Raw genomic sequence first — 12,689 nt, forward strand, 5'->3', positions numbered from 1 at the left:
CAGAGATATGAATGCACCTTTTTCCTATGCGTCTCCCACGGTAAGCATTGAGGCGTTAAAGCACTCCATCGCTTACAAGCTGATGTTCACCATCGGCAAAGATCCGGTGATTGCCAACAAACATGAATGGCTCAACGCCACACTGTTTGCCGTGCGCGATCGGCTGGTGGAACGCTGGCTGCGCTCTAACCGCGCCCAGCTCTCACAGGAGACCCGTCAGGTTTACTATCTGTCGATGGAGTTTTTGATTGGTCGCACCCTCTCCAATGCGCTGTTGTCGCTGGGTATCTATGACGACGTAAAAACCGCACTGGAAGAGATGGGGCTGGATTTAGAAGAGCTGATTGACGAAGAGAACGACCCCGGCTTAGGTAACGGCGGTCTTGGCCGCCTGGCGGCCTGCTTCCTCGATTCGCTGGCAACGCTCGCCCTGCCGGGACGTGGCTACGGTATTCGCTACGATTACGGCATGTTTAAACAGAACATCGTCGATGGACGGCAGAAAGAGTCCCCGGACTACTGGCTGGAGTACGGCAACCCGTGGGAGTTCAAGCGCCACAACACCCGCTATAAAGTCCGCTTTGGCGGCCGTATTCAGCAGGAAGGCAAAAAGAGCCGCTGGGTCGAAACCGAAGAGATCCTGGCCGTGGCTTATGACCAGATCATCCCCGGCTACGACACCGACGCGACTAACACGCTGCGCCTGTGGAATGCCCAGGCCAGTAGCGAGATTAACCTCGGTAAATTCAATCAGGGCGACTACTTCGCGGCGGTGGAAGACAAAAACCACTCCGAGAACGTCTCCCGTGTGTTGTACCCGGATGACTCCACTTATTCCGGGCGCGAGCTGCGTCTGCGTCAGGAGTACTTCCTGGTCTCCGCGACTATCCAGGATATCCTGAACCGCCATTACCAGCTGCATAAAACCTACGCTAACCTGGCGGCAAAAACCGCCATCCACCTCAACGACACCCACCCGGTGCTGTCGATCCCGGAGCTGATGCGCCTGCTGATCGACGAACATAAGTTCAGCTGGGACGAGGCGTTTGAGGTGACCTGCCAGGTCTTCTCTTACACCAACCACACGTTGATGAGCGAAGCGCTGGAAACATGGCCAGTGGACATGCTCGGCAAAATCCTGCCGCGCCACCTGCAGATCATTTTTGAGATCAACGACTACTTCCTGAAAACCGTGCAGGAGCAGTACCCGCACGACACCGGCCTGCTGAGCCGTACCTCGATCATTGATGAATCCAATGGCCGCCGGGTGCGCATGGCGTGGCTGGCGGTCGTGATCAGCCACAAGGTCAATGGCGTGTCAGAGCTGCACTCCAACCTGATGGTGCAGTCGCTGTTCGCCGACTTTGCGAAGATCTTCCCGATGCGTTTCTGCAACGTGACCAACGGGGTCACGCCGCGCCGCTGGCTGGCGCTGGCAAACCAGCCGCTCTCCGACGTACTCGACGAGAATATTGGCCGCAACTGGCGTACCGATTTAAGCCAGCTGAGCGAGCTTGAACAGCACGCCGATTTCCCGACGGTGAACAAAGCGGTGCGTGATGCCAAGCTGCTGAACAAAAAGAGGCTGGCGGTGTGGATGGCGCTTCACCTGAACGTGGTCGCCAACCCGAAAGCGCTGTTCGATGTGCAGATCAAACGTATCCATGAGTACAAGCGTCAGCTGATGAACGTGCTGCACGTGATCACCCGCTACAACCGCATTAAGGCCGAACCTGATGCCGACTGGGTACCGCGAGTGAACATCTTTGCCGGTAAGGCCGCCTCGGCCTACTACATGGCGAAGCACATCATTCACCTGATCAACGACGTGGCGAAGGTGATCAACAACGATCCGCAGATTGGTGACAAGCTGAAGGTCGTCTTTATCCCGAACTACAGCGTGAGTCTGGCCCAGCTGATCATTCCGGCGGCCGATCTCTCCGAGCAGATCTCCACCGCGGGCACCGAAGCGTCCGGCACCAGTAACATGAAGTTTGCCCTGAACGGCGCGCTGACCATCGGCACGCTGGATGGCGCAAATGTCGAGATGCTGGAGCACGTGGGCGAAGAGAATATCTTCATCTTTGGTAACACCACGGAAGAGGTCGAGGCGCTGCGCGCCAAAGGCTACTCGCCGCGTGACTATTACGAGCAGGATGAAGAGCTGCGCCAGGTGCTGACGCAGATCGCCACCGGGGTCTTCAACCCGGATGAGCCTGGCCGCTACCGCGACCTGGTGGACTCGCTGATTAACTTCGGTGACCACTACCAGGTGCTGGCAGACTACCGCAGCTATGTGGATTGTCAGGATAGGGTCGATGAGCTGTACCGCAAGCCGGAAGAGTGGACCACTAAAGCGATGCATAACATCGCCAACATGGGCTATTTCTCATCCGACCGCACCATCAAAGAGTATGCCGATACCATCTGGCATATCGATCCGGTGAAACTGTAAAAGCAAAACGGCGCCCTCAGGGTCGCCGTTTTTGTGTTTGCCCTCTCTCACACGGGGAGGGCATTACGCTTGCTCGTTAGCATGATTCACGACGCCAGCGACAGCTCCCGCTTTCCCGTATGCTGGGCCAGCCACTGCGCCACGCGGGACACTTGCTCCGCATTCAGCCACATCCCCTCTTTGGTGCGACGCCACAGCGCATCGTCGGCGCGGCGAACCCACTCGTGGTCGGCTAAATAACGTAACTCCGCCTCGTAAAACTCGTGACCAAAATGTTCGCCCAGATCGGTAAGATCTTTCGCGTCACGCAGGATCACCTCACTGTTGCTGCCGTAGGTACGGGCAAAATGACGGGCCATGGATTCGCTGATAAACGGATAGCGACGGCGCAGTTTGGCCGCGTAGTCATCGCGGTTACCGTCGATATCACCGCCAGGCAGCACCGCGCCTTTGGTCCACGCCGGGCCAATACCTTTATAGTACGGTGCCAGTTTTTCCATCGCATGCTCTGCCAGCTTGCGATAGGTGGTGAGCTTGCCGCCAAACACCGACAGCAGCGGCGCTTTGCCATGGTCATCGTGAATATCGAGGGTGTAATCACGGGTAATGGCCTGCGGTGAATCAGACTCGTCATCGCACAGTGGACGCACCCCGGAGTAGCTCCAGACCACATCGTCACGCACCAGCGACTTTTTGAAGTGCGCGTTATACACATTCAGCAGATAGCTGATTTCGCTCTCGTCGATCTCGACCTTTTTCGGATCGCCTTTGTACTCCACGTCCGTGGTGCCAATGATGGAGAACTCATCCATCCACGGGATCACAAACACGATGCGCTTGTCTTCATTTTGCAGGATATAGGCCTGCTTCTGGGTATGTACCCGCGGCACCACGATATGGCTGCCTTTAATCAGGCGAATGCCATAAGGCGATGGCAGTTGCATGCCCTGGTCGAAGAACTGCTTCACCCATGGGCCGGTAGCGTTCACCAGACCGCGCGCCTGCCAGCTGAAACGTTCGCCGGTATCGATGTCTTCTGCCTCAACGATCCACAGTCCATTTTTCCGACGGGCGGAGATCGCGCGGGTGCGGGTTTTCACCTCGCCGCCTTTGCGTTCAACCATTTGCGCGTTAGCGAGCACCAGGCGGGCATCGTCCACCCAGCAGTCGGAATATTCGAATCCGCGCACGATTTCAGGCTTAAGCACCGAGTCTGCGCCAAAACGCACACCCGCAGAAGCAGGCAGACTGGTGCGTTTACCCAGGTGATCGTACATAAACAGACCAATGCGAATCATCCACGCCGGACGCAGATGCGGGCGGTGTGGCAGACGAAAACGCATTGGCGTAGCGATATGGGGAGCCATCTTCAGCAACACTTCACGCTCGGCCAGCGCCTCACTGACCAGGCGGAACTCGTAGTGTTCCAGATAACGCAGGCCACCGTGGATCAGCTTAGAGCTGGCGGAGGAGGTGGCACAGGCGAGATCCTGCGCTTCCAGCATCAGGACAGATAATCCGCGGCCGGCAGCGTCCGCCGCAATGCCCGCCCCGTTGATTCCGCCACCGATGACAATCAGATCTTTGGTTTCCATTGTATCCTCACGCACTTTCGTTAAAGCTCAAAAATGTTCGATATCGCTCATATTAGCAAAGGAAATGGATTTTAGTAACATCAAAAAAACAATTTTGAGTGATACAGCTAACATAATGGCGTTTACCCGCCGCCAGGACGTACACTACCCAGTAAAATAGTGTGGTCTGATGCCTTACCAATGCTCTCCCACGGGGCGAGGGGCACAGGCTGCACTGCACCTGAACAAACAACAGAGATCATCATGGAACAATTTGAATGCATTAACGTAGAAGAAGCCCACCAGAAGATGCACCAGGGGCTGGCGGTGCTGGTGGATATTCGCGATCCGCAAAGCTTCGCGATGGGCCATACGCCGGGCGCGTTTCACCTGACCAACGCTTCCCTGAGTGAGTTTATGCGTGATAACGATTTCGAGACCCCGGTGATGGTGATGTGCTATCACGGCAATAGCAGCAAAGGCGCAGCGCAATACCTGCTGCAGCAGGGCTTTGAAGCGGTCTACAGCGTGGACGGTGGATTCGATGCCTGGCACCGCCATTTCCCGGCAGAAGTCGAGCACGCGGGCATTTAGGGTATATACTGTCCCCTTTTGTGTGGAATAAGCGACTGCCGCCGATGCTGATGATTACCTCTTTTACCAACCCGCGCGTCGCCCAGGCGTTCGTCGACTACATGGCGACGCAGGGTGTTATCCTCACCATTCAACAACATACCCAGACCGACGTCTGGCTGGCCGATGAGAGCCAGGCTTCCCGGGTCAACGCCGAGCTGGCGCGTTTTCTGGAAAACCCCGGTGATGCGCGCTATCTGGCGGCGAGCTGGCAGGCGGGCCATACCGGCAGCGGGCTGCGCTACCAACGCTTTCCTTTTCTGGCGACCGTGCGCGAACGCGCCGGGCCGTTCACCCTGGGACTCATGGCGGCCTGTATTCTGGTCTTCATTCTAATGAGTGTGGTGGGCGATCAGCAGATCATGCTGCTGCTGGCCTGGCCGTATGACGCCTCCGTTGAGTTCGAGTTCTGGCGCTACTTCACCCATGCGCTGATGCACTTCTCGTTCCTGCATATCCTCTTTAACCTGCTGTGGTGGTGGTATCTCGGCGGGGCGGTGGAGAAGCGGCTCGGCAGCGGCAAGCTCATCGTGCTCACCCTGATCAGCGCGCTGCTCAGCGGCTTTATCCAGCATAAGTTTGGCGGCCCGTGGTTTGGCGGCCTCTCCGGCGTGGTCTACGCGCTGATGGGCTATGTCTGGCTGCGCGGCGAGCGCGATCCGCAGAGCGGTATCTACCTGCAACGCGGTTTAATGACCTTTGCATTAATCTGGATTATCGCCGGATGGTTTGATCTGTTTGGCATGGCGATTGCCAACGGCGCACACGTGGCCGGGCTGGCGGTCGGGCTGGCGATGGCGTTTGCCGATACGCTAAATGCGCGAAAACGAACATAATTCTGGCAGGGAACACTGATGAAACAAACACAACGCCATGACGCCATTATTGATCTGGTGAAAAAGCAGGGATACGTCAGTACCGAAGAGCTGGTGGAGCAGTTTGCCGTCAGCCCACAGACCATCCGTCGTGACCTCAACGATCTGGCCGATCAGAACCGCATTCTGCGCCACCACGGCGGCGCGGCGCTGCCGTCCAGCTCGGTGAATACGCCCTGGCATGACCGTAAGGCGACGCAGACCTCTGAAAAAGAGCGTATCGCCCGCAAGGTGGCGAGCCAGATCCCTAACGGCGCGACGCTGTTTATCGACATCGGCACCACGCCGGAAGCGGTGGCCCATGCCCTGCTGAACCATGAGAACCTGCGCGTCGTCACCAACAACCTGAACGTTGCCACCACCCTGATGCAGAAAGAGGATTTCCGTATTATCCTGGCAGGCGGCGAGTTGCGCAGCCGCGACGGCGGCATTATTGGCGAAGCGACGCTCGACTTTATCTCCCAGTTCCGCCTCGACTTCGGCATCCTCGGCATCAGTGGCATTGATACCGATGGCTCACTGCTGGAGTTTGATTATCACGAAGTCCGTACCAAGCGGGCGATTATCGAGAACTCGCGCCACGTCATGCTGGTAGTGGATCACTCCAAGTTTGGGCGTAATGCGATGGTGAATATGGGTAGCATCAGCATGGTGAATGCCATCTATACCGACGTAATGCCGCCTGAAGGGGTGTTAAAGGTGATTCGTGATCATAAGTTGCAGTTAGAGCTGTGCTGATGGCATTGCCTTATGGCGCGGTAAAAGCAGAGCGGCAACCTGGGTTGTAATGCTAGTGAGTTAAGCCTGGTGGATTGTTCCGTTCACTACAGCACCTCTGCTTTATGCCCCCTCCGCTGCGGTGAACGTGCCAGGGGGGCTCGCCGCCTCCCCCCTGGCTACCCCGGCTCCCGGCCAGGAAAATCGCCGCTTCGCGGTGCACTCAGCTTATTCCTTCAGGCTTTCGGGTCGGGCACCAGCCTGCATCCCTGCAGGCTATGCCCTCTCGGCGCGTCCCTGCGCCTCGCCCCGGCCTTACGGAAACGCTTCGTCGATTTTCAGCCGGATTCACGCTCCCTCACGCTTCTCAGTCGCCTGAATGTGGCACGGGTGTTGAGTCCCCGCTGAAACCGGCGAACCGGAGACCGGATGACAAGGGCTGGCCGCCAGGGATGGCGGCCAGAGGCGAATCGAGACAGGATGTCGAGTTGAGCCGACCGCAGGCAGCCGGTCGGGAGGTGAGCGCAGTGCGAAGCACCGGTTTCATTGCGGGGCCGCGGGGATTGACAAGGGGGGCCCGGCGGCCCCCCTTGTCACGTTCACGGGTTGTGTAATGCCATGTTCTACTGAACATGAGGTGAACGGAACAATCCGCCGGATTTAACTGACTGACATTACAACCCGGGTTGCCGTTTTTTGTGTTTACGCGCCCTCTGTAAGACAGGGCTACGGCATCACCCGCACAAAGCCTTAAACCCCATACCCCATCATCTTCAACAGCTGCTGCGCATGCAGCACCGCATCCTGGCGGTGGGCGACGCCCAGCTTCTGATACAGATTTCGGATATGCGTTTTGATGGTGGTGGCCGCCACGGCCAGCTCACCGGCAATCTGCTCGTTGCTGTAGCCTGAGTAGATCAGCCCCAGCACCTGCCACTCACGCTGGGTGAGCGGGCTGGTGCGGATCAGTTCCGGCACTTCCGGGTGGGTCAGCAGACGCTCCACAAAGGTCTCATCGAAATGAGCGAACTTGTGGCGATGATGCTGGTTAATCTCACGCAGGATGCGCTGGGCGCGATGCTGGTCCAGCTCCGGCAGGGTATTGAGCTGAATCAACTGGCGCAACTGCTGCGCCATGGTCTCGCCTTCAATCACAAAGTGGCTGATAAACCCGGTGCGGTTCGCCAGTTGCAGCGCTTCCAGCAGTACGCGCTGGGCGTCATTTTTGCGGCCAGACTGCCAGTAAAGCTGGTTTTGCAGCAGCAGGTTGCGGTTCAGATCGCTCATCAGACGCAGGCTGCGGGCATTTTCATTCAACTCTTCCAGCACCATCTCGGCCGGTTCGAACTCGCCCAACAGGATCTGCGCGCGGGCAATGTTACGCCACTGGCTTTGCAGGAAGTGGTTATTGGCAAACTCTGGCTTCGGCGTCTGGCGCAGCCAGTTGGCCGCCGATTTCTTGTCGCCCGTCATCTGCCAGTAAATCACCCGCACTTTATCGGCGTTGGATACCCAGTCGCTGTGATACTGGCCGTTGCCGAGCAGGTTCTCCAGACGGTTGAGGTGGTTGCGGGCGTTATCCAGATCGCCGCGGGCCAGCGAGCACTGCACCAGCAGGCCCAGACACTGCAACTGCTGCTGCGGCTGATAGGCAGAAAGCACATCGACACCATGGCGGGCGGTGGTTTCGGCTTCGTCCAGACGTGCCCATGCCCACAGCAGCTGGGCGCGGATGCGCAGCAGGAACTCGTGCATCGGCAGCTGTTCCAGGTGCTGATCGCGGATCAGGGTGAAGGCTTTCTCCTGGGTCTCCCAGGCAGCCTGCAGGAAGCCCTGGGCAAACAAAATTTCGCTCTGCTGGATCAGGCTCCACAGGGCGTAATGCCAGACGTCATGGCGGCGCGCCATCTGCTCGGTCTGCTGCATCAGCGACAGCGAGCGGGTCAGGTCGCCCTTACAGTGCAGGACTTCACCATGCACCGACGTGGCGACGATGCGGCTGTAGAAGTTCGCCAGCGGCAGCTCTTCCAGCGCGCCAAGGGCCAGGCGCTGGGCCTCTTCCGGGTTGCCGTCGTTAATGGCCACCTGCGCGCGCAGGGCGTTGAATTCGCCGTGCAGGGCGGCGTCCATCTCGCCTTTCATCTCCTGCTCGGCGCGGGCCAGCAGGGTGTTCACTTCGCTGTAGCGATGCTGGCTCTGCATCAGCCATGCCTGCAGCAGCACCAGACGCGGGTTTTCCAGCAGGCTATCCCACGGCAGGGCGCGCAGCGACTCCTCCAGCAGGGCCAGCTCGCTGTGGTTAAACAGGCTCCAGGCGTGATTGAGCAGAATATCGCGCAGCATATGGGCATCGCCCGCCGCCAGCGCGTGGTGGATGGCCTCGCTCGGGAAGCCCTGCGCCATCCAGCTCTCGGCGGCGGCGCGGTGGATGTCCGGTAATTCGGTTGCCAGCTCCCACTGACAGCGCTGGCGCAGGAAGCTGCCAAACAGCGGGTGGTAGCTGAACCACTCCCCGGAGTCGTCCATACGTTGCAGGAACAACCCCTGGCGTTCGATCTCTTCCAGGCGCATCTGGCCGTTGTCTTCGCCGGTGACGCGCACGATCAGCGCATCGTTCATCGAGCGCAGCAGGGAGCTTTTCAGCAGGAACTGACGGGTGGACTGGTCAACGCTGTCGAGTACCTCATCCACCAGATAATCGGAAAGATGGCTGGCATTAATCCCCGATAGACGACGGGCGGATTGCTGCGTCGAGCTGTTGTTATGCCGCGCCGACAGGGCAATCAGTTGCAGGGCGGTCGCCCAGCCTGCCACGTCGTCGCACAGGCGGCTGCTCTCAGCCACCTCGATAGGGGATTTCAGGCGGCAGTCAAAGAACTGCTTCGCTTCCTGATGAGTAAAGGAGAGTTGTTGGCTGCCCACTTCCAGCAGCTGATCGCGCACGCGCAGGTTGGCAATGCCCAGCTGCGGCAGGTTGCGCGACAGGATCACCAGGGTCAGGTTTTCCGGCTGGTGGCGCAGGAAAAAGCGCATCGACTCATGGATAACCGGATTGGTGATCAGATGGTAGTCATCAATGACCAGGTAGAGCGGACGATGCCATTCGGCCAGCTCGATAAACAGTTGCGAAAAAAGGGAAGAGAGGCTGGCGTACTGGCGCTTTTGCACCATCACTTCGCTGGTGACACAGTGGCCGTTGGTCGCCTGCTGAATGGCGGCGATCAAATAACTGGCAAAGCGCTCCTGCTGGTTGTCGCCCTCATCGAGGGAGTACCAGCCGAGATCGGTCTTGCCGGAAGCCCATTGCGAAATGAGCGTGGTTTTGCCGTAGCCTGCAGGACTCGTTACCAGCGCCAGTCGAAAATTGTTCGCGCCGGAAAGTTTCGCCAGCAAGCGTTCGCGGACCACAGTATGGTCAAGACGAACCGGGCGACTTAATTTGGACGGAATCAACATAGGTTTCACTTCACTGTGTGGAAATCGAGATTTTTATTTTTTTTGCGCTTCGTAATTAATCCTTATAAGTTCGGTCAGAAACCTTTTTATTGCAAGTTATGTCCGGGTTTTGTGTCCCTTAATTTGCACTGTGTCACAAAAATATATGCAGGGGGGAAGGAACTTTTCCGATGGCCTCAAAAGCGCATGGATACTGGGGTGGCGTGTTTCAGAAGGTTAAGCATAAAAAGGAATATAGAATCGTAAATGGTGTGAAAAGTTAATAAAGTCCCGAAAGAGTAACTTGCGTAAAATAACGCGCTGGTGTGCAGTAAATTCTGAACGTTATTACTTCAGGTAAGTAATTATTGCTTGGTGCCTATATTTCAGGCGAAACCGCATTTCATTTTTTTGAGTCTCTCCCCGAAAATCTCACCCTTAATACCCTCACTACCGCGGCATAAAGTGGCGGCGATCACACTTTCCCGCTCATCCCTGCTACTCCTCCCTGTCTAATCCCCGGCAGGAGGAGGAAATGGTGTAAGGAGCCAGGCACACTAGCACCAACGCCTTATTTTCTCTCTACAGGATGCAGATTCTCTATGTCACAGCCGACTTTCAACAAAGCTCAATTCCAGGCTGCCCTGACGCGTCAGTGGCAGCGTTTTGGTTTACACGCCGCCGAAGACATGACCTCCCGCCAGTGGTGGCAGGCCGTCAGTGGAGCGCTCGCAGAGCTGCTGAGCGCCCAACCCGCGGTAAAACCCGTGGCAGGCCAGCGCCACGTTAACTATATCTCCATGGAGTTCCTGATTGGCCGTCTGACCGGCAACAACCTGCTGAACCTCGGCTGGTATCAGGAGGTCAGCGATGTCCTGAATACGCATAACATCAACCTGACCGACCTGCTGGAAGAAGAGATCGATCCGGCGCTGGGCAACGGCGGTCTGGGTCGTCTGGCGGCCTGTTTCCTTGACTCAATGGCGACGGTGGGGCAGTCGGCCACCGGCTATGGCCTGAACTATCAGTACGGCCTGTTCCGCCAGTCCTTCGCAGGCGGCCAGCAGATGGAAGCCCCGGACGACTGGCATCGCGGCAGCTACCCGTGGTTCCGCCACAACGAAGCGCTGGACGTGCAGGTTGGCATTGGCGGTAAAGTAACGAAAGCGGGCCAGTGGGAGCCGGGCTTTACCATTACCGGCCAGGCCTGGGATCTGCCGGTGCTGGGCTACCGTAACGGCGTCGCGCAGCCGCTGCGCCTGTGGCAGGCGACGCACGCTCACCCGTTTAACCTGACCAAATTCAACGACGGCGATTTCCTGCGCGCTGAGCAGCAGGGCATCGACGCCGACAAGCTGACCAAAGTGCTTTACCCGAACGACAACCATCTGGCGGGCAAAAAGCTGCGCCTGATGCAGCAGTATTTCCAGTGCGCCTGTTCCGTAGCCGACATCCTGCGTCGCCACCACCTGGCGGGCCGCAAGCTGGCGGAGCTGCCAGATTATGAAGTGATCCAGCTGAATGACACCCACCCGACCATCGCCATCCCTGAACTGCTGCGCGTGCTGATTGACGAGCATCAGCTGAGCTGGGACGACGCCTGGGCCATCACCAGCAAGACCTTCGCTTACACCAACCACACCCTGATGCCAGAGGCGCTGGAGTGCTGGGATGAGAAGCTGATTAAGACCCTGCTGCCGCGCCATATGCAGCTGATCAACGAGATCAACAACCGCTTCAAAAAGCTGGTGGATAAAACCTGGCCGGGCGATAAAGCGGTGTGGGCGAAACTGGCTGTGGTGTTCGACAAGCAGGTTCGCATGGCTAACCTGTGCGTGGTCAGCGGTTTTGCGGTGAACGGCGTGGCCGCGCTGCACTCCGACCTGGTCGTGAAAGATCTGTTCCCGGAATATCACCAGCTGTGGCCGAACAAGTTCCACAACGTCACCAACGGCATTACGCCGCGTCGCTGGATCAAACAGTGCAACCCTCAGCTTGCTGAGCTGCTGGATAAGACGCTGGATAAAGAGTGGGCGAACGACCTCGACCAGCTAATCAACCTGGAAAAACAGGCTGACGATGCGGCCTTCCGCGAGACGTACCGCACCATCAAGCAGGACAATAAAGTGCGCCTGGCGGCCTTCGTTAAAACCCGTACCGGGATTGAGATCAACCCGAACGCGATTTTTGATATCCAGATTAAACGCCTGCACGAGTACAAACGTCAGCACCTCAACCTGCTGCATATTCTGGCGCTGTACAAAGAGATCCGCGAGAACCCGCAGGCCGACCGTGTGCCGCGCGTGTTCCTGTTCGGTGCCAAAGCTGCACCGGGTTATTACCTGGCAAAAAACATTATCTTCGCTATCAATAAAGTGGCCGACGCGGTGAATAACGATCCGAAAGTGGGCGACAAGCTGAAAGTGGTCTTCCTGCCGGATTACTGCGTCTCTGCGGCGGAGCTGATGATCCCGGCGGCGGATGTTTCCGAGCAGATTTCTACCGCGGGCAAAGAGGCATCCGGTACCGGCAACATGAAGCTGGCCCTGAACGGTGCACTGACCGTAGGGACGCTGGACGGTGCCAACGTAGAGATTGCCGAGCAGGTGGGCGACGAGAACATCTTTATCTTCGGCCATACTGTGGAAGAAGTTAAAGCCATCAAAGCCAAAGGTTACGACCCGGTGAAATGGCGTAAAAAAGACAAGCTGCTGGATGCGGTGCTGAAGGAGCTGGAGAGCGGCAAATACAGCGACGGGGACAAGCACGCGTTCGACCAGATGCTGCACAGCATCGGCAAACAGGGCGGCGATCCGTACCTGCTGATGGCCGACTTTGCGGGCTACGTCGAAGCGCAGAAACAGGTCGATGTGCTGTATCGCGATCAGGAAGCCTGGACCCGGGCGTGCATTCTGAACACCGCGCGCTGCGGCATGTTCAGCTCTGACCGTTCAATCCGCGACTACCAGGCCCGTATCTGGCAGGCAAAACGCTAAGGAA

At 57.7% G+C, this 12,689-nt stretch carries 7 protein-coding genes; 5 read left to right on the forward strand and 2 right to left on the reverse strand.

Translation table 11 applies throughout. The features are described 5' to 3' along the window. Positions 1-7 precede the first annotated feature (7 nt). Positions 8-2,455, forward strand: coding sequence for a glycogen phosphorylase (gene glgP, locus C3F35_RS13450; protein WP_032614866.1), 2,448 nt, complete (start codon positions 8-10; stop codon positions 2,453-2,455). Between the two features lie 86 nt (positions 2,456-2,541). On the opposite strand, the gene glpD is transcribed toward glgP, so the two are convergent. Next, entirely contained in the window at positions 2,542-4,050 is a 1,509-nt protein-coding gene (gene glpD / locus C3F35_RS13455; protein WP_103793254.1) for a glycerol-3-phosphate dehydrogenase, read from the reverse strand. Between the two features lie 243 nt (positions 4,051-4,293). Between glpD and glpE the strand changes: the two genes are divergently transcribed. From glpE to C3F35_RS13470, 3 genes are read left to right on the forward strand one after another with little or no spacing between them, the layout of a single operon-like run. Next, entirely contained in the window at positions 4,294-4,623 is a 330-nt protein-coding gene (glpE, locus tag C3F35_RS13460) for a thiosulfate sulfurtransferase GlpE (RefSeq protein ID WP_032614862.1), read from the forward strand. 44 nt (positions 4,624-4,667) lie between these two features. Beyond that, complete coding sequence (gene glpG / locus C3F35_RS13465; protein WP_077227707.1) at positions 4,668-5,498, forward strand: rhomboid family intramembrane serine protease GlpG; 831 nt, start codon at positions 4,668-4,670, stop codon at positions 5,496-5,498. A gap of 18 nt (positions 5,499-5,516) precedes the next feature. Beyond that, positions 5,517-6,275, forward strand: coding sequence for a DeoR/GlpR family transcriptional regulator (locus C3F35_RS13470; protein WP_032614859.1), 759 nt, complete (start codon positions 5,517-5,519; stop codon positions 6,273-6,275). Positions 6,276-7,004: 729 nt separating this feature from the next. On the opposite strand, the gene malT is transcribed toward C3F35_RS13470, so the two are convergent. Beyond that, positions 7,005-9,710, reverse strand: a complete 2,706-nt coding sequence (malT, locus tag C3F35_RS13475) for an HTH-type transcriptional regulator MalT (RefSeq protein ID WP_032614857.1) — start codon at positions 9,708-9,710, stop codon at positions 7,005-7,007. A gap of 581 nt (positions 9,711-10,291) precedes the next feature. Between malT and malP the strand changes: the two genes are divergently transcribed. Next, positions 10,292-12,685 carry a maltodextrin phosphorylase gene (malP, locus tag C3F35_RS13480; RefSeq protein WP_032614855.1) on the forward strand — a complete coding sequence of 798 codons (2,394 nt, stop codon included), beginning with the start codon at positions 10,292-10,294 and terminating at the stop codon, positions 12,683-12,685. The last annotated feature ends 4 nt before the right edge of the window (positions 12,686-12,689 follow it).

This window comes from Leclercia sp. LSNIH3, from assembly GCF_002935105.1.
Classification (GTDB): domain Bacteria; phylum Pseudomonadota; class Gammaproteobacteria; order Enterobacterales; family Enterobacteriaceae; genus Enterobacter; species Enterobacter adecarboxylatus.

Coding starts and splice junctions, on each gene's coding strand:
- glpG (WP_077227707.1), top strand. CDS start 4,668: ATGCTGATGATTACCTCTTTTACCAACCCGCGCGTCGCCCAGGCGTTC.
- malP (WP_032614855.1), top strand. CDS start 10,292: ATGTCACAGCCGACTTTCAACAAAGCTCAATTCCAGGCTGCCCTGACG.
- C3F35_RS13470 (WP_032614859.1), top strand. CDS start 5,517: ATGAAACAAACACAACGCCATGACGCCATTATTGATCTGGTGAAAAAG.
- glpE (WP_032614862.1), top strand. CDS start 4,294: ATGGAACAATTTGAATGCATTAACGTAGAAGAAGCCCACCAGAAGATG.
- glgP (WP_032614866.1), top strand. CDS start 8: ATGAATGCACCTTTTTCCTATGCGTCTCCCACGGTAAGCATTGAGGCG.
- malT (WP_032614857.1), bottom strand. CDS start 9,710: ATGTTGATTCCGTCCAAATTAAGTCGCCCGGTTCGTCTTGACCATACT.
- glpD (WP_103793254.1), bottom strand. CDS start 4,050: ATGGAAACCAAAGATCTGATTGTCATCGGTGGCGGAATCAACGGGGCG.